This window comes from Streptomyces sp. enrichment culture (assembly GCF_964272855.1).
GTDB lineage: Bacteria > Actinomycetota > Actinomycetes > Streptomycetales > Streptomycetaceae > Streptomyces.
The window spans coordinates 8,525,507-8,551,323 of record NZ_OZ186847.1; the positions used below are offsets into that span (position 1 = coordinate 8,525,507).

The 25,817-nt window shown below is 69.9% G+C and carries 14 protein-coding genes and 4 pseudogenes; 9 read left to right on the top strand and 9 right to left on the bottom strand.

What is annotated here, in order from left to right:
* Positions 1-550: 550 nt before the first annotated feature.
* Both ACSU6L_RS38195 and ACSU6L_RS38200 read right to left on the bottom strand, forming a co-directional pair.
* Positions 551-949, bottom strand: coding sequence for a DUF6234 family protein (locus tag ACSU6L_RS38195; protein WP_437064270.1), 399 nt, complete (start codon positions 947-949; stop codon positions 551-553).
* Positions 950-2,147: 1,198 nt separating this feature from the next.
* Entirely contained in the window at positions 2,148-3,368 is a 1,221-nt protein-coding gene (locus tag ACSU6L_RS38200) for a bifunctional class I SAM-dependent methyltransferase/NUDIX hydrolase (RefSeq protein WP_437064271.1), read from the bottom strand.
* Between the two features lie 733 nt (positions 3,369-4,101).
* Here ACSU6L_RS38200 and ACSU6L_RS38205 point away from each other — a divergent pair.
* Positions 4,102-4,476, top strand: a pseudogene (locus ACSU6L_RS38205) (aldo/keto reductase); the annotation flags it as partial.
* Positions 4,477-4,535: 59 nt separating this feature from the next.
* Positions 4,536-4,957: pseudogene (locus ACSU6L_RS38210) on the top strand (SDR family oxidoreductase); the annotation flags it as partial.
* A gap of 68 nt (positions 4,958-5,025) precedes the next feature.
* On the opposite strand, the gene ACSU6L_RS38215 reads toward ACSU6L_RS38210, so the two are convergent.
* On the bottom strand, positions 5,026-5,160 hold the full coding sequence (locus tag ACSU6L_RS38215; protein WP_437064272.1) for a hypothetical protein: 135 nt from the start codon (positions 5,158-5,160) through the stop codon (positions 5,026-5,028).
* Between the two features lie 236 nt (positions 5,161-5,396).
* Here ACSU6L_RS38215 and ACSU6L_RS38220 point away from each other — a divergent pair, with 236 nt between their 5' ends.
* The 4 genes and pseudogenes from ACSU6L_RS38220 (at position 5,397) to ACSU6L_RS38235 (ending at position 10,237) form a co-directional block, all read left to right on the top strand.
* Positions 5,397-6,680: an ABC transporter substrate-binding protein gene (locus tag ACSU6L_RS38220; RefSeq protein ID WP_437064273.1), complete on the top strand. Its 1,284-nt coding sequence runs from the start codon at positions 5,397-5,399 to the stop codon at positions 6,678-6,680.
* A gap of 278 nt (positions 6,681-6,958) precedes the next feature.
* Positions 6,959-7,394, top strand: a pseudogene (locus ACSU6L_RS38225) (transposase); the annotation flags it as partial.
* 491 nt (positions 7,395-7,885) lie between these two features.
* Complete coding sequence (locus ACSU6L_RS38230; protein WP_437064274.1) at positions 7,886-8,443, top strand: PadR family transcriptional regulator; 558 nt, start codon at positions 7,886-7,888, stop codon at positions 8,441-8,443.
* 69 nt (positions 8,444-8,512) lie between these two features.
* The gene (locus tag ACSU6L_RS38235) at positions 8,513-10,237 is read left to right on the top strand and encodes an acyl-CoA dehydrogenase family protein (RefSeq protein WP_437064275.1); all 1,725 of its coding nucleotides are present in this window, start codon (positions 8,513-8,515) and stop codon (positions 10,235-10,237) included.
* Positions 10,238-10,882: 645 nt separating this feature from the next.
* Here ACSU6L_RS38235 and ACSU6L_RS38240 read toward each other — a convergent pair.
* The 5 genes from ACSU6L_RS38240 to ACSU6L_RS38260 form a co-directional block, all read right to left on the bottom strand.
* Positions 10,883-11,047 carry a hypothetical protein gene (locus ACSU6L_RS38240; RefSeq protein ID WP_437064276.1) on the bottom strand — a complete coding sequence of 55 codons (165 nt, stop codon included), beginning with the start codon at positions 11,045-11,047 and terminating at the stop codon, positions 10,883-10,885.
* A 605-nt stretch (positions 11,048-11,652) separates the two neighbouring features.
* Entirely contained in the window at positions 11,653-12,582 is a 930-nt protein-coding gene (locus ACSU6L_RS38245; RefSeq protein WP_437064277.1) for an anti-sigma factor RsbA family regulatory protein, read from the bottom strand.
* The gene (locus tag ACSU6L_RS38250; protein WP_437065196.1) at positions 12,579-12,896 is read right to left on the bottom strand and encodes an STAS domain-containing protein; all 318 of its coding nucleotides are present in this window, start codon (positions 12,894-12,896) and stop codon (positions 12,579-12,581) included. The genes ACSU6L_RS38245 and ACSU6L_RS38250 overlap by 4 nt, the downstream gene beginning before the upstream one ends.
* 348 nt (positions 12,897-13,244) lie before the next feature.
* Positions 13,245-15,647, bottom strand: coding sequence for a SpoIIE family protein phosphatase (locus ACSU6L_RS38255; protein ID WP_437065198.1), 2,403 nt, complete (start codon positions 15,645-15,647; stop codon positions 13,245-13,247).
* 360 nt (positions 15,648-16,007) lie between these two features.
* Complete coding sequence (locus ACSU6L_RS38260; RefSeq protein WP_437064278.1) at positions 16,008-20,279, bottom strand: HAMP domain-containing protein; 4,272 nt, start codon at positions 20,277-20,279, stop codon at positions 16,008-16,010.
* A gap of 149 nt (positions 20,280-20,428) precedes the next feature.
* On the opposite strand from ACSU6L_RS38260, the pseudogene ACSU6L_RS38265 reads away from it, so the two are divergent.
* The 3 genes and pseudogenes from ACSU6L_RS38265 to ACSU6L_RS38275 all read left to right on the top strand — a co-directional run.
* A pseudogene (locus tag ACSU6L_RS38265) lies at positions 20,429-20,658 on the top strand (SRPBCC family protein); the annotation flags it as partial.
* A 473-nt stretch (positions 20,659-21,131) separates the two neighbouring features.
* Entirely contained in the window at positions 21,132-21,695 is a 564-nt protein-coding gene (locus ACSU6L_RS38270; RefSeq protein ID WP_437064279.1) for a DinB family protein, read from the top strand.
* 767 nt (positions 21,696-22,462) lie between these two features.
* Complete coding sequence (locus ACSU6L_RS38275; protein WP_437064280.1) at positions 22,463-23,872, top strand: alpha/beta hydrolase family protein; 1,410 nt, start codon at positions 22,463-22,465, stop codon at positions 23,870-23,872.
* 241 nt (positions 23,873-24,113) lie between these two features.
* Here ACSU6L_RS38275 and ACSU6L_RS38280 read toward each other — a convergent pair whose 3' ends face one another.
* On the bottom strand, positions 24,114-25,817 hold the full coding sequence (locus tag ACSU6L_RS38280) for a thiopeptide-type bacteriocin biosynthesis protein (protein WP_437064281.1): 1,704 nt from the start codon (positions 25,815-25,817) through the stop codon (positions 24,114-24,116).

The window sequence follows — 25,817 nt, forward strand, 5'->3', positions numbered from 1 at the left end:
CGCCGTTCGCCGGTTCCTGCCCTCCGCATGGAGCTCGGCGCGCGCGGCGTCAAGGGCATCCAGGATCGCCTGGAAGGATTCCTCGATCTCCAGCGCTGCGTCACGCTCCGGAGCGAAGTCCGGCTGCGGTTGGGTGCCGTCGCGTTCCATCGGCATTCCTCCTCGGCCCATATCCGTAAAGCGTCATTTCCTTGTGCAGCGATACGCAGTCCGTCCGCATCTGTCTCAGTCCGCCGTCACGGATGGGCAGTTGGGGAACGAAGGGACCCTGGTCGAGCGGATCCCCATCAGCGCGGACAAGCTGCGGGAGCACCGGCGCTTCGACGAGGCCCGGGAACGGCTGTGGAGTGGGCTACGGCCGGTCGTCAAGCGAATGCAAAACCGTCTGGGCAAGCACTTCACGTTGAAACGATCAGTAAGGTTCCGAGTCGCCTCGAACGCACGTCGCCGGCCGGCGTCGTCGGGGGAATCTTCAGTACGTAGGTGCAGTGGTTCCGCAGTACGTCGGCAGCAGGGGAGGACAATGCGGCTCGATCCGGGCCCGGCAATCTCAGCAGTTTGCGCTGTAGCGGATGCATCCGGGTGGCGGGTTGTGGCTGTTGTCCCACTCGTGCTGCGCAGTTGTTAGCGATCCGCCCGCCAGGAGGGCCACCAGCAGGTGTGTGATCACCGTCCAGCGGGCACGGAAGAGTGCCGCGAGAACTGCCAGGACGAGTACGGCGATCAGCAGCATCCGTACCCGCCCGATGTGCGCGAGGCCGGCCGCGTCGATCCGTGCTTGTTCGCCTTGTGCTGCCCATATCTCCAAGCCGTAGCCGTACATCCAGTCCAGCACGAGCCACGCGGTCTCCAGCAGGAACAGCGGAATCGCCAGAGCAAGGTCCACGCCCAGGCGTGTTCGGTGCGACCAGGGGCGCCGGCGTACCTGGGCTGGAAGGGCGTCAGTCATGGGTGCAGGGTGCCGCGGCCGGTGGTGATGCGCATGAGTACCCGTACTCAACTCTGGCCAGGCGGATCGTCAGGTGGGCGGGCGGGTGGCGGTCCGCTGCGCACCCTGCCCAGCGCCGGGAGCGGCCTGAGCGTCCTGACCGTTTCTCCTCGTTGGCGGTGCTGCGTGGGTGGTAGGAAGAGGACGGTTCCCCGGCCCAGGCGTTGCGCGGTGAGTGGCAGAGGTTGTCCTGCGGTGGGTGCGCTGTCTACCGCGACTGCGGTAGAGTGGATCTTGAGCGCGCTGCTGGGTCTGCCGGCGGTGGGCTGTGCGTTGGTGGTCCAAGGAAAGACGCCCCGCTTCCTGCGGGGAGATGCAGGTGCAAGGCCTGCCCGGCGCTCCAGGAAGAAGACCCCCGGCCCTGCTGTTCAGGGCCGGGGGTCTTCTTGGCTCCGGTCGCTAGGGAGTGTCTGACCGCAGTCGTTGCGGTTGTTCTTCGGGGAGCGGGTCTGGTCGTCGAGATTGTCGCGGCGCGGGCTGTGGATCGAGCGGCCGCTGAGTCGCGTCCAGCCCTGACCCGGTCGGCGGGGCAGTGTCTGCGTCAACTGTCCCGCCCAGAGCCCCGGCCAGTTGGACTGCTCCATGGCGCCGATGTTCGGCACACCCGCCGCGTACCGTGCCGCAGGCTTGTCCGCGTCCGGGCCGGCTTGCGATGTCCTTCGCGCAGAGGCCTGGGGGCTGGCGGCACTGTTCTACGCGTACAGCCTGCGCCTGGTGTACGCGACAGTCTCCGGCTGGGCGACTTGTGGCCGCGCCGGTGACCGGCGGCTTGGCAGTTCTACGCGGACGTGGCCGGGCGGAGGAAGCGGGGCACCGTGTTCCAACGGAGGCTTGGAGGCGCCGACTGAGCCCTCACCGCCAAAGCCCGCACCAAGCACCGCGCAGGCCAGCTCCTCGAAGCCCACGCACACATGGTCGCCACGCTCTTCGACAGCGACTGGATGACCGAGGACGCCGTCCCCGCTGCCTTCGTGTAGGTCATCTCGAGGAGGCCGCCACGGGCTACCGCGCCGCCTCCTCATCGCAGGCAGCTTCCTCTGTCCGCCGATCGAGGCCCTGCTGCCGTCCGGACTTCCCTTCCTGAACTGCGACCCGGACTTCTCGCCGCCGAGCGGCCACCGAAGCAGAAGTCGCTCATCGACGGCTGCGTACCGAGCGACTACGTCCCGACCTGGCCGGTGGCGCCCCGACCGGCGTCCTGCGGCTTTGCGAAGGGGGTGAAGTGGGCGGGCGGATGGTCGATGGGCAGGTCGGGACGCCAGGCGGTCAGGATCTGGGCGCTGCACTCGAACAGGTCCGGCGGCAGCGCGTCCAGCGGCCACCATCCCCAGCCGCCGACCTGCTCGCCCGGCTGGTCGGCGGGCTCCCCGCTCCACCGCGTGACGAGCGCGCCGAACGTGATGCGGACGACGTCGCTAACCTGGTCCAGGAGCATGCCCAGCAGGCGCACGTCGGCCGGGTCCGCGTGCAGGCCGGTCTCCTCGGCCAGTTCGCGCACGACCGTCTCCTCCAGCGACTCGCCCGGCTCCACTGTGCCGCCAGGCAGCTCGACGGTCCCTTTCCGGTGGCGGCCGAGCAGCAGACCGCGCGGTCCCACCAGCACTGCGCCGACTCCGGCCGCCGCGTGTGCGACGGGCGGTTGGGCAGTACGGGGACGAGAGGTGATCCGGGCCGGCCTGCGGACCTGGAAGAGCCGGTAGGAGGCCTGGTTGCCCTCCTCCGGCGCGTCAAGCACGGTGACCTCCTCGGTGCACAGCCCGTGCTGCGCGAGCAGGTCCGTCCACAGCTTTGTCGTGAGTACCCACATGTGCCCGGTCAGTTCGCCGCCGCCGGCCAGGCGCAGGATCTCCGGGCGGGACTTCACCTCCGACGAAGGTCCGTCTCCCGACGAATTGGTGTGCAGCACGGTGAAGTACAGCCGTCCGCCAGGCTCGAGGGCCGCCGCCAGGGCGGGCAGCAACCGGTGCGGGTCGATGAAGTGGACGGCGGACAGGGAATAGATCACGTCGTACGGCGCCGAAGTGCGCAGGTGCCCGACAGCGTCGGCCTGGATCAACCGCAGGCCCGGCAGGTCGCCGTAGCGCGCCCGTGCGCGGGCGATCTGAGTTCGTGAGAGGTCGACGGCGTCCACGGTGGCGTGATGGGTGCGGGTGAGGTGAGCGGCGTGCCGGCCCGGGCCGCAGCCCAGGTCGAGCACGCGCAGGCCCGTCAGGTCGCCGAGGACAGCGTCCCCCGGCCCTGTTCCCGCCGGGCCCCAGGCGATCTCGTCCACCTCGGGCAGGGGCGTGGCCCGGTCGAGGTGGTGCGCTCCGTAGGTGTGCCACATCGCGGCGTTCACCTGCTCGGCATCAGCCGTACCGGATGCGTCGGGTGCCGTCATCGCGTCCCCCCTCGGGCTCGTCACCGAGCCGCCTCGTCACGTCGTCCCGCTCGTCACCGGGCGACATCGCGTCCTCCGGCCCGCTGCCAAAGGCCGCTCCGCCCTCCCGCTCTCTATCGTGCATGAGGATTTGGCGGTCACCGACGGGCCGGACCAGCTCCACGGCGATGTGGGCGCTGCTGCCGGAATTCTGTACGGGGCGGTCGACCCTGAGTGTTCGGGGCTATCACCATCCCCGGCTAGTGCGCTGACCGCGTAGGTTCGCCGGGCTGGTCAGGCCGCGAGAGGGAGGGCGAGGGCATCCACGCGGATGCCTTTCCCACTGCGGATGTGAGCGCGTTCAAATAATTCCCCAGTGAGTCCGCCGGGCTAGTGGCTCTTGAGATGATCACTGATTAGATGGTGAGAGGGAACGTGTGAGGTCGCAGTCGCCATGGAGCGGCGAGAACCAGGAGCACAATGACCAGTGCCACGCGCGCTGGTATGCGCAGGTCAACCGTTCGACCGACTGCTGATCCTGGCTACCTCGAAGGGTGGTATGACCAGCAGTGCGGCGGCTGCCGCTTTTGGGTGGCGCTGAGTGGTGAACTCGGCCGCGACTATGGGGTGTGCAAGCGCGGAGTCGAAGTTCGATGGCCGCGTTCGTTTCGAGCACGACGGCTGTGACGGGTTTGTCGTGCGCGATGACGGCTCGTTCGGGTAGTCACCGTACTCTGTTCCATCTCCCGGAAGGGTGAGGGACGGACAGTGGCCCACTGCTGCCCAGCGAGGGGATGCGGCTTTCCGCCGCCGGCAGCGCGACGGCACGCTCCCTCACCCGCCTGAAGACCGACTACGTCGACCTGTACCAGGCCACCGCTTCGACCCGACCGTCCCGATCGAGGACACCCCTGAGGCGTTGCAGAAGGTCGTCGAGCAGGGCAAGGCCCGCTACCTCGGCTTCAGCGAGTGGACCCCCGAACAGATGCAGGCCGCGTTCGACATCGCCGGCCCCGACCTGTTCGTCTCCTCCCAGCCCCCAGTACTCCATGCTGTGGCAGGCCCCGGAGGCCGAGGTCTTCGGCTCTGCACCGCCAACGGCATTTCCCAGATTGTCTGGTACCCCCTCGCCCAGGGCGTGCTGACCGGAAAATACAAGCCCGGACAGCCCGTCCCACAGGACAGCCGGTTCGCCTCCGCGGACATGGCGGTCTCCAAGGACCTCGTCTACAACAGATGCGAGAGCAGGGCAGCGGCGCCATCGTCAACTGCTCATCCCTGGGCGGGCTCGTCGGGCTGCCCGAGCGTGCGGTCTACCACGCCTCCAAGCACGGCGTCATCGGCCTGACCCGCAGCGCCGCGGTCGAGTACGCGCCCCGGGGCATCCGCATCAACGCCGTGTGCCCAGGTGTCGTCGACACCCCGATGGTCGCCGACATGGTCGAGAACCAGGCCGAGGCCATGGCCGGGATCCCCAAGGAACAGCCCATCGGCCGACTGGGGAGCGCGGACGAGGTCGCAGCAGCCGTCCTGTGGCTGTGCAGTCCCGGCGCCGGCTTCGTCGCCGCCACAGCTCTCCCCCGAAAGATGGTGGCTTCACGGCCCACTGATGTCCGTTCGCCGACGCACGACCAGGCAGTACGCCTGTACGCCTGCCCCTTTGGCCTCGATCACTCGATCAGACCGACGACGGCGCCGCCTCGTCCGGCACCAGGTCGGCGACCACTTCCCCGGCGGGTTCCCGCGCCTCCCGGTACGGGAACCCGCTGCCTCCCGGCACGGGAACCCGCAGCCTCGCGCTTCGGAGGCGCACCCGCGACAAGCTGGGCCGACGGGGCGGAGCGGTCCGGTCAATGCTCCATTCGGGAGTCGTGTTGGACGCTACGGAAGGTTCTACGCGCGTCGTCTTCGGTGCCGGAATATGGGATAACACCAGCCCTGAAGGCCGTAGTTGGAGCAATGGCCACAATCTTCGAGCAAGGGCCGTAATACGTCCTGAGTCGGGAGAGAATTCCGGCCGCACCGTCCCAAAAGCAAGAGGAAACATCCGTGCGACCAAGACTCTTCGACGCGACCGCCTCCATAGCCGCATTCGGACTGCTGGGCCCACTCGTCACCGCCTGCGGCTCGTCCGGGAGCGACGGCGACAGGACGACGCTGCGCGTGGTGGCCGCTGAGTACGGCGACAGCCCCGCCACCAGCTCCAAGGTGTACTGGGACAAGCTGACCACCGCCTTCACCGCAGCTCACCCCGGCAAGAAGGTCGAGGTGACGCTCTACCCGTGGGCCGATGTCGACCGCGAGGTCACCCGCATGGTCGAGGAGGGCAACGCCCCGGATGTGGCCCTGATGGGCGCGTACTCCGACTTCGCCGCGGAGGGCCGGCTCTACGCGGCCAGTGAGCTGCTGACGGTAAGGGCGGAATCGAATTTCCTGCCACCGCTCGCCGAGGCGGGCTCGGTCCGCGACACTCTCTACGGCTTGCCCTTCGTGGCCAGCAGCCGGCTGCTCTTCTACAACGAGGAACTCTTCGACAAGGCCGGGGCGAAGCCGCCCAAAACCTGGTCGGAACTGAGGGCCGCGGCCCAGGCGCTGAAGGATTCGGGCGTGCCGTACCCGTACGCCCTACCGCTCGGCCCCGAGGAGGCGCACGCCGAAGCCCTGATCTGGGAACTGAGCAACGGCGGGGGCTACGCCGACGACAGCGGCGGCTACAGCATCGCGTCCGAGCAGAACGCGCAGACGTTCCGCTGGATCAAGGACAACCTGGTCGTGCCCGGCCTGACCGGCCCGGTTCCGCCGGCCGAGCTCAACCGGCAGGATGCCTTCGCCGCCTTCCTGCGCGGAGAGGTCGGCATGCTCAACGGTTACCCCTCGCTCCTCCACGAGGCGCGGGCGAAAGGCATCAAGGTCGGCACCCTGAGCATGCCGGTGTCCGACACCCTGAGCGATGAGCAGGTCCCGCCGTCCGTGGGTGTCGCCGACTGGATGATGGTCTTCAAGCACGAGGACAATCGCGAACTGGCGGGGGACTTTCTGGAGTTCGTCTACAAGGACAAGAACATCAACGACTTCGCCGGGCGCTACCACCTGCTGCCCTCGACGGTGACGGCGACGCAGATCTCCAAGGACGCGGCGGCGGACCCCAGCGGCGAGAAGTTCCTGACCGCACTGCGCACCGCCCGGCTCTACCCGGTCAACGAACCGTCCTGGTTGCAGGTCAGCAACATCATCAAGCGCAACATCGGCAAGGCCGTCGCGCCGTCCGCAGACCCGAAGCTCGTGCTGGAGGACATCGCCCAGCAGGCTGAGGAGACAGCGAAGGACGAGTAGAGGGCGTCTTGTCGATCAGCCCGCCTGGATAGGCGAGACATCCCCTGGGCCTCCTACGGCTGGCGGGCCGGGGTGCGTTCCAGTACCTCGTGAGACGTGCCGGCCCCCTGGCTGCGCGGGACTTGCCTACGGCCTCCCGCTCGCCGGCCGGCAACAGCCTGCCGTCCGCTTCGCACCTACTCGGCATGACCCCGAGCGAGACGGGCAGTTCGGGGCCGTCGCACCAGAAGGCGCGTGCCGCAACGAGCAGCGCGGTGACGGCCAGTGGCTTGCGGATCATGGGGCGTCCGTGGCGGGTTTCGCTGGCCGAACCGGTTCTTGTGGTGGCCGTCTACTACCGGACCAACCTCACGATGCGACAGCGCGTGCCGCCGTTCGGCATCTCTGCAGCAACCGCGTGCCCGTGATCCAACGAGCGGGCCTCTGCTCGCGCTCGAAGCGGCGCGGGCACCGTGGGATTCCGTCGAGCGGCTGTGGATCGTGGACGGCACCCTCCTCCCGGTCCGGGACCGGAAGGTCGGTGCCTCCTCACGCGATTACCGGTTCTCGGCGAACGTGCAGGTCATCGTGGACGCGGACAATCGCCTCGTGGTGGCTACGGCCCACACGGTCCCGGGTACGACCGCGGATGCGAAAGCCTGGCGCGACTCGGACCTGGCCGAGCACCGCGAAGGCGCGTCCGTGCTCGGCGACGGCGCCTACGTCAACACCGGCCACGCCGATCTTGCCGCGGACCGGCTGGGCCGGCGTATGCCGCTGTTCTCCCGGGCGCTGGACGTCTCGCAGGCCGTGGCAGTCTCCTGCTGGGGACCGGCCGGACGAGGCGGCCTGGCTGCAGTGCCGGGTTACCTAGCCCGTGGCGGACCCCGGCCCGCGACACCGTCACCTTCCCCGAAGCCGTCATGGTTGCCGCGATGCTGGCCGGCGTCTCCGGCAGCGCCGTGTGCTGGAGGGCACCGGCGGGCACCGGCGGCGTGCTCTCGCCGAGGCACAGTCCCTGTTGCTGAACTTGCCTCGCCTCCTGCACGGCCCGCTCGGTGCGGCAGGTGTCCCGGGAGACTGCTGCCGCAGAGCACGCCCGGCCGGGTTCCCATCCACTCCCGGCACGTTGCCGTAGGCCGTGATCTGCGTTACCTGCCCCGGGTGAGCCGTGTCTCACGGCGACAGCGTTGCTATGCAACGAGGTGCATAGCAGGATCGGGCATATGGCGCTCGAGCACGCGATCCTCGTTTCCCTGCTGGAGAAGCCGGGCTCCGGCTATGAGCTGGCCCGGCGGTTCGAGCGGTCCATCGGGTACTTCTGGACCGCCACCCACCAGCAGATCTACCGCGTGCTCAAGCGGATGGAGAGCGACGGCTGGGTCGACGTCCGGGATGTCCCGCAGTACGGGCGTCCGGACAAGAAGGAGTACTCCGTCGCCGGGCCCGGACGGGACGCGCTCTCCGCGTGGCTGCACGAACCGACCGAGCCCGAGAGCGTACGGCACGACCTGGCCGTGAAGGTCCGGGGCGCTGCCTTCGATGATCCGGCCGCCCTGATCAGTGAGGTCGAGCGGCACCGGCAGGCGCACACGGACCGCCTCGCCCACTACCTAGCCGGCGAGGCCCGCGACTTCGGGGTACCCCCGGTGGACGATCCACTCGACGCCGAACGGGAGCTCCAGCACGTCGTGCTGCGCGGCGGTATCGCGTACGAGCGGATGATGATCGCCTGGCTCGACGACGTCCTCGCCACGCTCGCCCGCTTCGACGCCGGTCGCTGACCTGCCGAGCAGGCCCCCTGGGCCCGTACCCAAACCACCCGCACTCCTCCCAGCCGAAAGGCGGCACCCATGGCCGACGCGCTGCTGTTCAACCCGCGGACGTACGACCCCGCGCACTTCGACCCGGAGACCCGCAGGCTGCTGCGCGCCACCGTCGACTGGTTCGAGGAGCGGGGCAAGCGCCGGCTGATCGAGGACTACCGCACCCGCGCCTGGCTCGGCGACTTCCTCGCCTTCGCAGCCAAGGCAGGACTCTTCGCAACCTTCCTCACGCCCGCCTCCGCCGCGGGAGAGGGCGAGGACGACAAGCGCTGGGACACCGCCCGCATCGCCGCCCTCAACGAGATCCTCGGCTTCTACGGCCTGGACTACTGGTACGCCTGGCAGGTCACCATCCTGGGCCTCGGCCCCGTCTGGCAGAGCGACAACCCCGCCGCGCGTGCCCGCGCCGCGGAACTGCTCTCTCAGGGCGAGGTGTTCGCCTTCGGCCTGTCCGAGAAGGCCCACGGCGCCGACATCTACTCCACCGACATGCTCCTGGAGCCCGACGGCACCGGCGGCTTCCGCGCCACCGGTTCCAAGTACTACATCGGCAACGGCAACGCCGCCGGGCTCGTCTCCGTCTTCGGCCGCCGCACCGACGTCGAAGGCCCCGACGGCTACGTCTTCTTCGCCGCCGACAGCCGCCACCCGGCGTACCACCTGGTCAAGAACGTCGTCGACTCCTCGAAGTACGTCAGCGAGTTCCGCCTCGAGGACTACCCCGTAGCCCCGGAAGACGTCCTGCACACCGGCCGCGCCGCCTTCGACGCCGCCCTCAACACGGTCAACGTGGGCAAGTTCAACCTGTGCACCGCCTCGATCGGCATCTGCGAGCACGCGATGTACGAGGCGGTCACCCACGCGCAGAACCGCATCCTCTACGGCCGTCCCGTCACTGCCTTCCCGCACGTGCGGCGCGAGTTGACCGACGCGTACGTCCGGCTCGTCGGGATGAAGCTGTTCAGCGACCGCGCCGTCGACTACTTCCGCACCGCGGGCCCCGACGACCGCCGCTACCTCCTCTTCAACCCGATGACGAAGATGAAGGTGACCACCGAAGGCGAGAAGGTCATCGACCTCATGTGGGACGTCATCGCCGCCAAGGGCTTCGAGAAGGACAACTACTTCTCCCAGGCCGCGGTCGAGATCCGCGGCCTGCCGAAGCTCGAGGGCACCGTCCACGTCAACCTGGCGCTGATCCTGAAGTTCATGCGCAACCACCTCCTCGCCCCGGTCGCCTTCGAGCCCGTCCCGACCCGCCTTGACGCGGCCGACGACACCTTCCTCTTCCGGCAGGGGCCCGCCCGCGGTCTCGGCTCGGTGCGCTTCCACGACTGGCGGCCGGCCTTCGACGCGTACGCACACCTGCCCAACGTCGCCCGCTTCCGCGAACAGGCCGACGCACTCTGCGAGTTCGTCCGCACCGCCGCTCCCGACGAGCAGCAGAGCCGCGACCTCGACCTGCTCCTCGCCGTCGGGCAGCTCTTCGCACTCGTCGTCCACGGGCAGCTGGTCCTGGAACAGGCAGCCCTGACGGACCTCGACGAGGACGTACTCGACGAGCTGTTCGCCGTCCTCGTGCGGGACTTCTCCGCGCACGCCGTCGAACTCCACGGCAAGGACTCCGCGACCGAGGAGCAGCAGCTCTGGGCCCTCGGCGCGGTCCGGCGCCCGGTTGTCGACGGGACGCGTTCGGAGCGCGTCTGGCAGCGCGTCGAAGCTCTGTCGGCGGTCTACGAGATGATGCCCTGAAACTTCGACGCGCGTCCTCGCACCCACCAGCGGAGCACCGTGGCCGCCACTCTCCCCGGGCATCGAAGGTCTCGATCCGGTACTGGCCCATGGAGCGGATGGCGGCCAGCTCGGCGGCCTCCGTGTACAGCTGCGTCAGACGCTGACGCCGGTCGGCCAGGTCGGCCTGACAGGCTTCCATCAGTGCCCTTCTGGCGGAGGGTTCGAAGAACAGGTCCAGGCGCCTGGCGTAGTTCGTGGACACGGCTGCCTCATTCCCTCATATGGGTGTGGTGAGGGGTGACTGGTCAGGGTTGACGGCCGCCAGAGTGGCGTCAGGCCAAGGAGTCTGGGTGCCAGGTCCCGGGGTATTCGGCGTTGACCTGGGTACCCACCGCCGTCGGTACCCTGCGAGTCCGACCTGCGCCGACTGCTTGCCGACGGCCATCACGGCGGCGTCGAGGCAGCGGCGCCAGCCGGCTCGGACCGCACTGCCCGACCCCGTTCGCCCAGCTCTTCAGAGACGCAGTGAAGGCACTGCACCGCAGGCGCTGCGGCATGCGTCCGGTGATCGGGGCCAGCGCGGCCGGGAGCAGGGTCAGGGAGCAGACGGCGAGGATCGGCCAGTGCCAGATCACGGTGGTCGTGTCTTCCTGTACGGGTGGTTCAGCGTCGGGTGGCGGCGGTCATGACGAGTCCGGTGGTCAGGGCGGCGACCCCGGTGATCAGGACTGGGAGGCCGGGGCCGGGTGGTACGTACATGCCCGTCCCGGTCAGGGACAGCACCGCTCCCGCGGTCGCCAGGATGGTCCCGACGTGGTGTTCGGTCACGCTGGTTCTTTCCTTCGGGTGGGGTTGGTTCGAGTGCTGGTCAGGGCGGCGGGCGGCGTGATGGGGCAGGTGCGCGGTGAGGGTCCCGATGAGCAGGGCCCAGGCCGCGACGGACGGTCCTTGGTGCCGGCCGAGTAGACAGGTCGCCACGGCGGTCACAGCTCCGGCGGTCAGTGCGCGCCGGTCGGAGGCGAAGGCCCACTGGGCCCGGGCGCTGCCCGGGACTGCGGAGTTCGCCGACCGCGGTCCTGATCACCAGGACGGCGGCGACGATGGCCTGGGCCGGGAGGGCAGGGTCGGCCATCAGCCCGGCGTTCCGTCGCGCGGGTCCGGCCCGCTGGAGGCCGGGATGGGCTGCTGGTAGATGGAGACGGCGCGGTTCGATCCAAGGGCCGGGTCACACGGTACCGATGAGGGCGAGAACTCCGACCGGCAGGAGCAGGAACCACTGCGGGAGCTGAAGCGGCCGTGACCAGTCGGCGGCCGGCGCAGCGGTGAGGGACACCAGCGCGTACGCGATGTACTGGGCGGCGACCCGCGTCAGAACCGGGCCGGTGGGCGTTGCCCAGGCCGGGCGACGCCCACTCTTCCCTTCTCGCCCTTCTCTAGGTGTTGAGGTAGAAGCGCACTGTCGTGCCCTCGTCCTCGGTGTGCACGCGTACCAGGTCGGAGACATAGTGCACCAGCATCAAGCCGCGCCCGCCGATCTGTCCCGGCTGCGGAGGCCTGCGTCCCGCGAGCGGGTCGGTCAGCCGTCCGGCGTCGCGGACCTCGACGACGACCTGGCCGTCCTGGGCCCAGATCGCCAGCGTTCCTCGCCCGCCGCCGTGCACGACACTGTTGGTCGTCAGCTCCGCGACTGCCAGTTCCGCATCTTGCAGCCGTTGCCCCTGAAGACCAAGCCGCATGGCCTGGTCGACGGCGAAGTAGCGGGCCTCTGGGAGTTCCTCGGACCCGTAGGAGAAGACCGCCGCTTCCGGCGTGGGCGGCAGCGCCTGGTTGTAGCGGGAGACGACCGCCTTCCAGTCGTAGACGCCGCTGGCCTCCTCACGGCCACCCGAGATGACGGTGGGGTGGGTGATGCGGGCATCGGCCAGCACTGTCTCGTCCAGCCGGGATTCGTCGTATGGGCACAGGATGGTCACCGCCCGGCCCTCGAAGGCCGCGTTGATCAACGCCTCGTGCTGCGCGCATGCCGGGTACTCCACCTCGGACCGGCCCGCCCAGATCGGCTCACCGATGATTCGCACCCTCGTCTCGAGGTGGGCGTCGGCGAACCCGCGCAGCACCTTGGGGATGATTCGCCCCGGGTTGCGGCCGGCCTCGGTCATGTCCAAGAGCAGCAGACCGTCGGCATCCGCGCCCAGCCCCGCCTTGATCAGTTCCAGGTTCGGGCCGGGAACCGCCACCGCCACCGGCTCACACGCGGCCAGGCCCTGGCGCACGAACGCGACCGTCTGCTCGGTGTACTCCTCGGGGGTGCTGTAGAACAGCGCCGGGTGCTGAAAGGCCTCGTCGATGGTCACCATGCTCATCGCGGCGCCACCTCGATCCGGCGCTGGCCCGGCCAGAACATCTTCAGAACGCGCGGCAGTTGTGGTGGTGGATGCTCCACCACCACCCGTCCGTCGGGCAGGCTCAGCGCGGTGACCGCCAGCGCCGTCACCCCGGCCACATCCACGAACGCCACATTCGACAGTTCCACGTACGACACGTCTTCGTGCCGCCGGGCCAACTCGGACAGGGCCTCTTCCCAGGAGGGACGGGTGACCGCGCAGATCTCACCGCGGGCGTGTATCCCAGGGCGGCCGGGCAACGGGCTCACCTCCAACGCGACCCTCCCGGGCATCGCCGGGCCGGGCCCGCCCACGGCATGTGGGGCATCCACCTCGGACTCCTTCGACATCTGTCAGCCGGCTTGCTCAGCCCCAAGGCCCCGCACCGGCAGAAGGCAACTTCCTTCCAGCCGCGGATTCTAGTGCGGGGCGCCAGCCTGCCGTCCGGCTGCATGAATCTGGAAGGCCGGCCGCAGGCATACGGCAAGGCTGAATGGCCCGCAGGACTCGCTCCGTAGGCCGCTCCAGGGCAGGCTGGCCCGGACGGACCTGCTGTGTGTGCAAGCCACACGACGAATCCGGAGAGAACGTCAAGCGACCTCGAAGCCGCCGGTGGCCCATGCGTGTCGATGCCTGTCGCCTCAGACGACTCGGATGCCCACAAGGCAAGTGTCGTCGTCCGTGTCCGACTTGCTGAACGTCAGAAGCCGGTCCAAGTGCTGGTCCAAGGTGGTCGGCGCCGCCGTGCGGGCCGTGGTGAGCAGGTGGGCCAGCGCCTCCTCCACGGAGCGGTCACGGCGTTCGACGAGGCCGTCGGTGTACATCAGCAGCGTGTCCTCGGGCGCGAGTTGCACTTCGGTCTCCTCGTACGCGGCCTCCGGCACGGCGCCGAGCAGTATGCCCTTGACCAGCGGCAGCGGCGCGGCCTCCGCGTCGCGGACCAGGACGGGCGGCAGATGGCCGGCCCGCGCCCAGCGCAGGACTCGTCGGTCGGGGTCGTAGAGGGCGCACACCGCCGTGGCGGTGACCGCACCCGTGAGATGGTGCGCCACGGTGTTGAGCCAGGACAGCAGCTGGCCGGGCCCGGCCCCGGTGACCGCCAGGCCGCGGAGCGCGTTGCGAAGGACGACCATGCTGGTAGCGGCCTCGATGCCGTGGCCGGCCACGTCTCCCACGCACAGCAGCACTTTGCGCGACGGCAGGACCACGGCGTCGTACCAGTCGCCGCCCACCAGGTTCTCGGTTTCCGCGGGCCTGTAGCGCACCGCGACCACCATGCCCGGTACCTGCAGCGGGGCCTGTGCTGGGGGCATGATGGCGTGCTGCAGCTGGAGCGCCAGCCGGTTGCGCTCGGCTGCCTCCTGCTCGGTATGGGCGAGCTGGTCGCGGGTGGCCGCCAGCGCCACCTCTGTCCAGTGCTGGGCCGAGATGTCCTGGTAGGCCCCGCGGACGACGAACAGCCGGCTGTCGGTGTCCAGGACCGGTTCGGCCACGACGCGGATGTGGCGGGTGACCCCGTCCGGACGCTGCAGCCGGAAGGCCGCCGAGGCGGGCCGCAGATGGTGCAGCAGCGTGCGCAGGAAGCGGCCGATGGTGACCGCGTCGTCCGGATGGGCATGGGCGGGCAGGTCCTCCAGCGGCACCGGCGGGCTCTGCGAGGAACGGCCGTACAGGTCGTACATCTGGCTGTTCCAGGTGATTTCGCCGGTCAGCAGATTCTCCTCGAAGCCGCCGATGCGGCCGAGTCGCTGGGCGTGCTGCAGCAGGCTCGCCAGCCGGGCCGTCTCGTCCTCGATGCGCCAGATCAGCAGTACACAGTTGCCGTGCCGACTGATGCTGATGTCCGCCACCGCCGACAGCGGCACCTGATCGACCAGTGCGGTCAGATGCATGCGGTTCGCCCGGAACGGCTCGCCGGTGGCGTAGACCCGCTCGATGCGCTGGAACAGTTCGCTGTCCCCGGCCGTCATCGGGTACGCCTCCAGCAGCAGCGCCCCGCTCACCACCGCGCGGGCCCGGCCCCCGGGGTCGAGGAAACGGGAGTTGACGTGCTGGATACGGAAATCCACGAGCTGGCCGGAGTCGTCGAGGTGCGGTACCAGGACCAGGGCGGGGTCGTGCAGCCCGTCGGCCAGGTCGATCAGTTCCGCGGCATCCGGCAGCGCCCGCAGCTCCTGGCCGGCGTCGACGCGCGGCGTGGAAGTCTCCAGGGTGTGCGCGCACAGCTCCGCCAGAGCCTCCACCTGACGTAGGACCTGTGGCGGCTGCGGTTCCAGCGGTCCCGGCCAGGCGATCTCCAGCACCCCGTGGATGCGCCCGCCTGTGCCGGCCGGCACAGCGGCCCGGCCGCCGTCCGGGTGCGGGCGCCGGCCGATCGTGGGCAGCCCTGTCTCCGCGAGCGAGGTGATCCACTGGCCGCTGCGCTCGGTGAGCCCGCGGCGCGCCACCGTCGCCACGTCCGGCGGCACATATCGCCATTGGGAGGCTTCCAACGGGGAGAATCCCGCACTGCCCGCAAGGGTCAACGAGCCGTCGGAACCCGCGGCCCACACAGCCACGGCCACCGCGCCCAATGGGCGCAGCGCGTGCTCCAGCAGCGAGTCGGCCACGGCTTGCGTGTCGGATGCGGCGAGCGCCACGCTCTCGGCGGCGCGCAGGCGTACGGCGGCCGCGTCGCGCTCTGTCGCCGGGGTGCCCGTGGTGGCCGCGAGGAAGGCGTCCGTGACCTCGGACATCCGGTCGCGGGCGGCCTGATTGATGACCTCGACGGCGAACTCCAGCGGGCTGACCCGGGCCTGCGCCGTCAACTCGGCGAGCTGCCGGGCGGCCTGTGCCGGGCCGCAGCCGAGCCGCTCCACCAGGATGCCTTTGGCGAGCTCGATGAGCGCCCGCCCTTCCGCCTCCGCCTGCGCGGCCCGCACCTCCCGCCGCAACCGCTCGACCGTGGCGGCGAGCCTGCCGACGGGGGAGGTCGGGGCGACGCCACCGAGGTCGCCGGGCGGTACGACGGACGCGTCCGATGCCCGCTCGCCGGGAGGCGCCAAGGATGCCGCCGGGTCGTCGGTCGTCGGCGCGGCGTTCGGAGTCGTGAGGTCGGCCGACCCGCCGGGTCCGTCGGCGGCAGTCGGCTGCGGGGCCACCGGGGTGGGCGCCGGAGGCTGCCCTGCCGTTGCGTCGGCGGCGACCGCCCCGTGCGGAGCCGTGGCGACGTCGGGGGCGTCGGCCCGAGGGCCCGTCGGATCCCCGGGGCGCGGGCGTGGATCGGTGCCTGGCGGTTCGTCGTACTGGTCGGAGGGCTGGTCGGGCGTGCTCACGATGGGGATGCTCCTCGGCGGGATGGCCCTGGTGCGCGGGCGGGAGGGCCTGGCTCGCCCCGGCGGGCGGCGGGGCGAGCTGCGGCACACTCAGGGGGACAGCCAGCGTCGGACGCGGGCGATGAGGTCCTGGGCGTCGACGGGTTTGGTGACGTAGTCGCTTGCCCCCGACGCCAGGGACTTCTCCCGGTCGCCGGGCATCGCCTTCGCTGTGACGGCGATGATCGGCAGGTCGGCGTACCGGGGCATCTTGCGGATCTCGGCCGTGGCGGTGTAGCCGTCCATCTCCGGCATCATCACGTCCATCAGCACCAGGGCGACGTCCGGGTTCTCGATGAGCTTGTCGATGCTCTTGCGGCCGTCCTCCGCGTGCAGCACTCGGAAACCGTGCAGCTCCAGGATCCCGCTGAGCGCGAAGAGGTTGCGCGCGTCGTCGTCGACGACCAGTACGGTCCGCCCGGCGAAGGAGTCGTCGACCACGGGTGGCGGCAGCTCCTGTGGTTCCTCGCCCCGGACCAGTGAGAGGACGTCTCCGGGTTCCTCGGCCGACAGGTGCAGGGCGATACGCTCCCGCAGTTCGTCGAGGCTGGAGAGGAACTCCAGTGATCCGTCGTCCGCGTGCGAGCGCAGTGCCTCCGCCCGCGCCACGTCCGGGCGGTGGCTGCTGTGCACCAGGACGGGTACCTCGGCCAGTGCCGAGTCGCCCTGCAATGCCTCCAGGAACCGCGCGGCCTCACCGTCGGGCATGTCGAGGTCGAGGACGACGCAGTGGCAAGGTTCGGTGGCGAGCGCACCGGCCGCCTCCTGAGCGCTCACGGCTGTGATCAGGTCCACCGCGGGCCGCGGCACGGCCTCCTCGGAGCGGAGACGGGCGACGTCCGCGACGACGCTCTCGGCGACCAGCGTGAGCAGGCCGCGCGGCCGCTCCTCCACCACGAGCAGCCGGCGTCGGCGCGGCACGGTCGCACGCGGGAGCGGAGCTGCCGGGGCGCCCACGGCGGTCTCCGCAGCGGGCAGTTCCGCCGGCTTCTCCGGCAGCCGGCCCGCCATCTGCTCGAAGTCGGGACGGGCCACCGGAAGGAACAGTGTGAAGGTGCTGCCTCGTCCGGGCTTGCTGTCCACGGTGACCGCGCCGCCGAGCAGATGGGCGATCTCCCGCGTGATGGACAGTCCGAGACCGGTGCCGCCGTACTTGCGGCTGGTGGTGCCGTCCGCCTGCTGGAAGGCGCCGAAGATGGCCTCCAGTTGCTGTTCCTGGATACCGATGCCGGTGTCCTGAACCCGGAATGCCACGACGGAGCCACCCCTGATGACACCTTCGGGCAACTCGTCCTCCGCCGCGGGCTGGACGATCAGCTCCACGCTGCCCTGCTCCGTGAACTTGACCGCGTTCGACAACAGGTTGCGCAGCACCTGACGCAGCCGCGAGTCGTCGGTGAGCAGGTCGCCCGGCGCGCCGGCCGCCATGGTCACCTTGAACTCCAGGCCCTTCTGCGTCGTCATCGGCCGGAAGGTGGCCTCCACGTACTCGATGAGCTGTCGCAGCGACACCCGCTCCGGGGCGATGTCCATCTTCCCGGCCTCGACCTTCGACAGGTCCAGGATGTCGTTGATCAGTTGAAGCAGGTCGGAGCCCGCGGAGTGGATGATGCCCGCGTACTCCACCTGCTTCTGCGTCAGGTTGCGCGACGGGTTCTGCGCGAGCAGCTGGGCGAGGATCAGCAGGCTGTTGAGCGGGGTGCGCAGTTCGTGGCTCATGTTCGCCAGGAACTCCGACTTGTACTTCGAGGCCAGTGCCAGCTGCTGCGCACGGGCCTCCAGCTCCTGCCGCGCCTGCTCGATCTGCAGGTTCTTCGCCTCGATGTCGCGATTCTGCGCGGCCAGCAGCGAGGCCTTCTCCTCCAGTTCGTCGTTGGAGCGCTGCAACTCCTCCTGCTGCGCCTGCAACTCCGCCGAGCGGACCTGCAGCTCGGCCGTCAGGCGCTGCGACTCGCCGAGCAGCTCGTCGGTGCGGGCGTTGGCCACGATCGTGTTCACGTTGACACCGATCGTCTCCCGCAGCTGCTCCAGCAGATCCCGGTGGATCGGGGTGAACGCGGTGACGGAGGCCAGCTCGATGACGCCGAGGACTTGGTCCTCGAAGAGGATCGGCAGCAGGAGCAGAGCGGTCGGCACGGTCCGGCCGAGCCCGGAGGAAATGGTCACGTAGTCGGGCGGCAACTGGTCGACCGAGATCGTACGGCGGCTGCGGGCGGCCTGACCGACCAGGGAACGACCGAAGGGGATGCGTTCGGGCCGCGCATCGTCCTCGGGGCGGCCGTAGGAGCCGACGAGCCGCAGCTCCGGGGCATCCTCCCCGTCTTCGGCGAGGTAGAACCCGCCGTACTGGGCCGAGACCAGCGGCACCAGCTCGTCCATGATGAGTTCGGCCACGACAGGAAGCTCGCGATGGCCCTGCATGAGGCCGGCGATCCGCGCCAGATTGGTCTTGAGCCAGTCCTGCTCCTGGTTGGCCCGGGTGGTCTCGCGCAGGGACTCCACCATGGAGTTGATGTTGTCCTTGAGCTCGGCGACCTCGCCGGAGGCCTCCACGGTGATGGACCGGGTCAGGTCGCCCTCGGCGACGGCGCTGGCCACCTCGGCGATCGCGCGCACCTGCCGGGTCAGGTTGCCGGCCAGCTCGTTGACGTTCTCAGTCAGCCGCTTCCAGGTGCCTGAGACACCCTCCACCTCGGCCTGGCCGCCCAGACGTCCTTCGGTGCCGACTTCCCGGGCGACGCGGGTGACCTCGTCGGCGAAGGCGGAGAGCTGGTCGACCATCGTGTTGATGGTCGTCTTCAGCTCCAGGATCTCTCCGCGTGCGTCGACGTCGATCTTCTTCGACAGGTCACCCCGGGCCACCGCCGTCGTCACCAGCGCGATGTTGCGGACCTGGCCGGTGAGGTTGTTGGCCATGGAGTTGACGTTGTCGGTGAGGTCCTTCCAGGTCCCGGCCACGTTCGGCACCTGGGCCTGGCCGCCGAGGCGTCCCTCGGTGCCGACCTCGCGGGCCACGCGGGTGACCTCGTCGGCGAACGCGGACAGCGTGTCCACCATCGTGTTGATGACGTCCGCCAGGGCCGCGACCTCGCCCTTGGCCTCGACGGTGATCTTCTGCGACAGGTCGCCGCGGGCGACCGCCGCGGCGACCTGGGCAATGGAACGAACCTGGCTCGTCAGGTTCGACGCCATCACGTTGACGTTGTCCGTGAGGTCCTTCCAGGTGCCCGACACGCCCCGCACATGGGCCTGGCCGCCGAGGCGCCCCTCGGTGCCGACCTCGCGGGCCACGCGGGTGGCTTCGTCCGCGAAGGCGGAGAGCTGGTCGACCATCGTGTTGATGGTGTTCTTCAGTTCCAGGATCTCTCCGCGGGCGTCCACGGTGATCTTCTGCGAGAGGTCGCCCTGGGCCACCGCGGTGGCGACCTGGGCGACGTTGCGCACCTGGGACGTCAGGTTCCCCGCCATGAAGTTCACCGAGTCGGTCAGGTCTCGCCAGGTGCCCTTGACACCCTTGACGTCCGCCTGGCCGCCGAGGCGCCCCTCGGTGCCCACCTCGCGGGCCACGCGGGTGACTTCGTCCGCGAAGCCGGAGAGCTGGTCGACCATCGTGTTGATGGTGTTCTTCAACTCCAAAATCTCTCCGCGGGCGTCCACGGTGATCTTCTGCGAGAGGTCGCCCTTGGCCACCGCCGTCGTCACCTGGGCGACGTTGCGCACCTGGGACGTCAGGTTGCCCGCCATCAGGTTGACCGAGTCGGTCAGGTCACGCCAGACACCCGCGACCCCAGGCACCTTGGCCTGACCGCCGAGCCGTCCCTCGCTGCCGACCTCGCGGGCGACGCGGGTGACCTCGTCGGCGAATGCGGAGAGCTGGTCGACCATCGTGTTGACGGTCTCCTTCAACTCCAGGATCTCACCGCGCGCGGGCACGTCGATCTTCTGCGAGAGGTCGCCCTTGGCCACCGCCGTCGCCACCTGGGCGATGTCACGCACCTGCGTCGTCAGGTTGCCCGCCATCGCGTTGACCGAGTCGGTGAGATCGGCCCACGTGCCGGAGACCCCGGGCACCTCCGCCTGCCCGCCCAGCGTTCCCTCGGTGCCGACTTCGCGGGCGACCCTGGTCACCTCGGAGGTGAACACGGACAGTTGGTCCACCATGCCGTTGAAGACGATGGCGATGTCGCCCATCAGACCATCGGCGTCCTCCGGCAGACGCGTACCGAAGTCACCGTCTCGCACCGCTGTCAGGCCCGCCAGGAGCCCTCTGAGTTCCTGGTCGCCCGGCAGGGGCTGGGTATCCGCACTCGTGTTGCTGGTCATGGCACCCTCGTTTCCCCTCCCAGGGGCACTGCCGACTGGGCACGGATCTGCGCGACGCGAAATACACGGCAGGTTAACAGGCACATTGATGTTCACAAAGTCTCCCCTCTTCCTGCAGGTTCGAGTACTCCCCACCCCTTCGCATGCCTTCACGGCCCGAGCCGGCGCGGCTCGGGCGGGGCCCGTGTGACCAGGGCAGTTACGCGGGGTGGTGGCAGGTCGCGGGGATCGGGAGGGGGGCGAGTGAGGTGACGGTGCCCTGTTGTTCATCGACGAGGGCCACGACGATTCCGGGGAGCAGACGATGGGTGAGGCACTGGACGGCAGCCTGCGGCGGCTCGGGGAGCAGGTGCGGCTGCGAGCCGACCGGCAACGTGGCGGGCTGAGCGCGTGGCCGCGCGGGCCCGGTCGTACGCCGTCGTCGCGTCGGGTGAGTGGGCCGACTGGTGACGCAACTCTCGCGCGCACCTGCTGCACCGCGGCGTCGCCCGCAGGCTCACCGAAGACCACAACCTGCGCCACGCGTATCCGCCCACCGCCAGGGGCAACCGTAATCATCCCGTCACACCTCGACGCTGCCGCCACCGACGACGAATCACTGAGTCTTCGCCATCTTCGAATATGAACGTCGGAGGCTTTGGCGTGGCGCTCGCTCGGGATACTCATGCTGATCTCCGGCAAGAGTCTGCGGTCTTGATCATCCGTCACGTCATCGGCCGGAGCCGTCGTATTTGGGTCATTGACCCCAACCCGGCCAGCCGGGTTGTCAATGTCCAACAGCCGCTAGCGGCGGCGCGGCCCGAAGGGCGCATCAGCCCCCAGCCAGGTCTCCGTTGTATGTAGTGTGCGGAAATGACAAGAAGTGAGCGGCTCGCGGAGCAACTGGACTGGTACTGGCGCAAGAACCTGCGGCCGCGGCTGGACGGTCTTACCGATGAGGAGTACTTCTGGGAGCCGGTGCGCGGCTGCTGGAGCATCCGCCCACGTGGCACGTCGGCCGCACCGGCGTCGGCAGGTGCGGGGAAGTGGACGATGGACTTCGCGTCCCCTGACCCGGTGCCGGCGCCAGTGACCACGATTGCCTGGCGGCTGGCGCACATCATCGTCTCGTGCCTGGGCTATCGGGTCGGATGGTACTTCGGCGGCCAGGACGTCGATTCCGAGACATTCGCCTACGCGGGGACCGCTGAAGAGGCGCTGAAACAGCTCGATGAGATGTATGGGAGATGGAACGCGGGGGTCCGCGAACTCTCGGACGCCGACCTGGACAATCCGCCCACGGTGGGTCCCGAGCGGTTTCCCATGGAGAACAGGGTCCTGCACGTCAACAGGGAGCTGATCCATCACGGCGCCGAGATTTCCCTGCTGCGCGACCTCCACCGCTGGCAGGACGGAGCCGTACCGCGCCGAATATGACCTTCCGGTTACCGGCGATCGAGCTTCGGAAACCTACGTGGACTCCGTGACGCTCCGTGGCTGCGAGCTTCAGTGAAACTGAGCCCTCTTGAAGTAGCTGGTCAGGGTGGTGGCGTAGGGCCGCTCGGAGTCGTCATGCTGGTGTTGGGCGGAGGTCTCGACCTGTGGCTGCGGACCCTGGCGGCTCGCGGCACGTGGCTGCGGGGCTGTCGGGGACGAGCCAGGTGGCCGGGTCCTGGTCGGACTTCTGCCATCTGGTGCGACAGGAGCGCACAGGAAGCCGACCTCGTCCTAGCGGGCTCGGTATGCCGCGCCGGCGCGCCACCAGTCGTAGGGGGGCGATGGCGGCGTCGACGGCGGGTGCGAACGAGACGGTGTGCGTGCGGTAGGGCTGCTGGGCGTCACGCCAGGTCCTCGGCCCGGGCCCGTACGGGGCTGTCATCGGCGCGGCCGCACAGGTGCTGTGCGGGCTCGGCCTGCCCGCCAGCCGTTCGGCGGGCGGGAACTGGCGCAGCGTCCCGCTCCCCGCCCAGGCGATCGGGTTTCTGGTCTCGGTGGGGATTGCGCGCGTCTCGCCCTCGCCGCCATCTACAGATGGGCCGCCAGCGCGCCTCTCTGTCCGTGCTGGCTGGCCGATTTGCCGAACGTGCTTGCGGACGGCCTTGAGCAGGGCCGTCCGGGCGTCCGGCCGGGCAGGCGGCTGTTCGGGGGAAACGCCGGTGTGGGTCAATGGGGCGCGAGGGGCACCGCCCCTACGGTCGGCTGATATGACGCCTCTACCGAAGCACGTCGCCGACCCCACCCGGCGGACGGCACTGACTGGCCTCGTCGTCGGCGCCGGCTCCGTGCTGGCGGCCGGCTGTACGCCTCTGGGCCATACCTCCCCGCAAGGGATCACCGGGAGTCCCACAAAGTCGGCCACCGGCTCCGCGGGCGGCGCCACGCCCGGGGCGATGACCCTCTTCAAGGACCCGGGGCTCAACTTCAACGCGCTTCTCGCCCTCGGCGGGTCGGGGCAGGGTGCCGCTGAGGTCGGCGAAGTACTCACCGCGGTGAACGCGATCAACAAGGCCGGGCCCTCCGCGCAGACGTATGTGGCGACCTTCGGGAAGCTGGCCGACCGGCTGTCGAAGGCGCCCGAGGGCGACAAGCCCGGCACCGTGACCACGCGCTTTCGTGCGCTGCGGGCCTCGCAGTACTACAGCCAGGCGCTGTTCTTCGTCCTCGGCTCCGAAGAACCCGGCAACGAGGAGCAGCTGTACAAGTCCACGCGGCGCGCCTGGGACACGTTCTGCAAGCTGTCCGACCCGGCCCCGGTGACGGCGAACGTACCGTACGGGAACACGCCGCTTCCGGTCTGGTTCTTCCGGCCGGACGACTCCGCCGGGCGACGCCCCACCGTGATCCTCACCAATGGCAGCGACGGGCAGAACGTCGACATGTGGACCTACGGCGTGTCGGCCGCCCTGGAGCGCGGCTGGAACGCCCTCGTGTACGACGGACCGGGCCAGGGCCAGCTGCTCTTCCTGGACCGGGTGGTCTTCACGCCGCGCTGGGAGACGGTGGTGACTCCCCTCGTCGACTGGCTGGCCGGCCGTTCCGACGTGGACACCGACCGTATCGCCCTGACCGGACTGAGCATGGGAGGTGAGCTGGCGCCCCGGGCCGCGGCCTATGAGAACAGGATCGCCGCTCTGGCGGCGATGCCCGGAGTGCTGAAGCCCTGGCTGGGTTTCCCCGCGGAGATCCGGGAGGTCCTCACCCCGGACAAGGAGGAGACGAACAACATCTGGAACAAGGAGGTCGTCCCCGAACTGTCCCCGGCCGAGGCCGCCACGCTGAAGAAACGGTTCGAACCGTTCTCCGTGCAGGCGATGCTCGCCGCCCGCCAGGGAAAGATGTTCACCGACTTCTACACCCCGGCCAAGCTAGTCGAGTCGCTCGACATCACGAACATCGTGGACCGCATCAAGACGCCCACCCTCGTCCTGGACTACGACGACGAGCAGTTCTATCCCGGGCAGCCGCGCGAGTTCTTCGACAAGCTGACGTCTCCCAAGGACTACGTGAAGCTCAGCGCCGCCACCGGCGCGCAGCTGCACTGTTCCCCGATGGCACCGCAGGAGCACTGCGAGGTCGTCTTCGACTGGCTGCAGGAGACGTTGCCGGGACGCTGAGCGGCGACGGGACGAGGCCGGGACACAGGGTGTTGTCGTCTGTGCGAGCGCAGTGAGAACGCGGTGGCGCATGCGCTATTGCGGCGCATCGGCCTGGTGCCAGGCGCGGAGGCGGCGCACGAGCGGCCGGGGCTGGCCACGACGATGGGCGGTCCCGACGTCAGGTGGGGCTGACACGGAGGACGGCGAGCGACCTGGTACGGCTGCTGAGCGCGGTCCGCCACCGTCGGCCTGCTGCTCCTCAGGCTCGCCCGAGCGGCAGCAGGTACTGGAGCGGCTGGTCCATGTCGTCCAGACCCAGCAGTTCGTGCGCCAGGTCGTCGTGGAAGCCGCCCAGCGGCGTGCCCGCGAGCCCCAGGGCAGCGGCGGTCATCAGCAGCGTCTGCGCCAGGTGCCCCGTCTCCAGCAGTCCGAGGCGCAGCGCCCGCAGGCCGTAGCGCTGACGCAGCATGCCCAGCTCCACGTACAGCCCGGCGACGACCGGCGCGCCGTCGACACCGATTCGGTCCGGGTCCTCCTCGGGACGGGAGAAATAGGTCGACAGCGCCTCGACCTCGGCCTTCTGGGGCGCCGGACCCACCCGGCGCAGCGTCCGGCGCTCCGGCACGCAGTCGTACGTCGCCGCCGGGAGCCCCGCCACGTCGAGGACGAGCAGCCGCACCCGTGCGGTGTGGAGGGCGCCCGCGCTCGGGTAGGGGCGGTGGGTGTAGATCCGGTCCGAGCCGTCCGGGAACCGCCTCCGGGTCCGGCTGCTCTCCGCCAGCGAGTTCCACAGCAACGCGCCGAGCGTGCCGGCGTCCAGCGGCCCGCCGATCTCGCCGCGCGCGGACGACCGTGCCGCCAGCGCCGCCGACAACGGCACCTCGGGCAGCGGGTCCGCAGGCAGCGGCGTCTCGGGGCCGTCGGTCCTGGCCGCCGCGTCGGAGGGAGCCTGGCGCAGGGCGGAGTCCTCGTTGCGGCCGATCCGGATCTGACTCCTCTCCAGGTACTGCCAGTCGGGCGCGCGGTGCCCCTGCGGGAAGTACGACACCGGCTCGTCCGTGTCCAGCAGCGTGCGGGCGGCGAGCCGGCACACCGCGCGCTCCTCGTCCGGGGAGACGCCGAGCCGGTTGAGGAGCATGTGCAGCTGCGACGCCCACACCCACCGCAGCACCGCGTCCACGTCGGCGGACGCGGACTCCGTCCGGGCCCGCAGCGTCGCGTCCGCCGCGCGGACCCGGTCCGCCCACTCCACCAGCCAGGCTTCCCCGACCCCGACCCCGACCCCGACCCCGGCCCCGCCCTGCGCCAGTGCTTCCCACAGGGACGCCGCCCTGCGGCCCAGCGCGGAACGCTGAGCGGCGTAGACGGCGTTGACCCGCATGTGCACGGCCGCGGCCGGGAGCAGGGGCACCTCGGTGACCCAGCGCCACCCCGCCGCGTGGCCCCGCAGCCACTTCGCCGCCGCGACCCGGTCCATGCCCAGGGCGGACGCCGTGGCGTGTGCCAGGTCGGCCGCGAGGACGAGCCGGCCCGACCCGCCGGCCGGCTGCCGCCGGAGCGCGCGCAGCGCCGCCACGGCCACCTGGGAGGAGACCACGAAGACGTCCTCGGCCGTGGGCAGCGCCCGCGGCCCGCCGTAGCGGCGCGTTTCGGGGACGTACTCCACCACGCGGACCTCACCGTGGTGCGAGGGCCACGGGCCGCCCACGGACGGCACCGTCTTGGCGGCCCGGGCCAGCGTGGACGGCAGCTCCGCGGCGGCCGAGGGGCTCAGCCCCGCGACCCGGATCCGCAGGTGCGGTCCTTCTTCCCCGTACCGGATGAAGAACCACTTCGCGGCCTGCCCCGACGCGACCAGTCCGTCCAGCAGCCCGGCCGCCTCCTCGGTGAGGAAGGCGTCGGTGTCCTCGGTGCTCGAGTGCAGGAAGAGGTGGTAGCTGTGCCAGGTGCCGGTCGTCGTCAT

Coding starts and splice junctions, on each gene's coding strand:
- ACSU6L_RS38230 (WP_437064274.1), top strand. CDS start 7,886: ATGGCGCTCGAGCACGCGATCCTCGTTTCCCTGCTGGAGAAGCCGGGC.
- ACSU6L_RS38250 (WP_437065196.1), bottom strand. CDS start 12,896: ATGCCCGGGAGGGTCGCGTTGGAGGTGAGCCCGTTGCCCGGCCGCCCT.
- ACSU6L_RS38235 (WP_437064275.1), top strand. CDS start 8,513: ATGGCCGACGCGCTGCTGTTCAACCCGCGGACGTACGACCCCGCGCAC.
- ACSU6L_RS38245 (WP_437064277.1), bottom strand. CDS start 12,582: ATGAGCATGGTGACCATCGACGAGGCCTTTCAGCACCCGGCGCTGTTC.
- ACSU6L_RS38195 (WP_437064270.1), bottom strand. CDS start 949: ATGACTGACGCCCTTCCAGCCCAGGTACGCCGGCGCCCCTGGTCGCAC.
- ACSU6L_RS38280 (WP_437064281.1), bottom strand. CDS start 25,817: ATGACGACGACCGGCACCTGGCACAGCTACCACCTCTTCCTGCACTCG.
- ACSU6L_RS38200 (WP_437064271.1), bottom strand. CDS start 3,368: ATGACGGCACCCGACGCATCCGGTACGGCTGATGCCGAGCAGGTGAAC.
- ACSU6L_RS38260 (WP_437064278.1), bottom strand. CDS start 20,279: ATGACCAGCAACACGAGTGCGGATACCCAGCCCCTGCCGGGCGACCAG.
- ACSU6L_RS38275 (WP_437064280.1), top strand. CDS start 22,463: ATGACGCCTCTACCGAAGCACGTCGCCGACCCCACCCGGCGGACGGCA.
- ACSU6L_RS38270 (WP_437064279.1), top strand. CDS start 21,132: ATGACAAGAAGTGAGCGGCTCGCGGAGCAACTGGACTGGTACTGGCGC.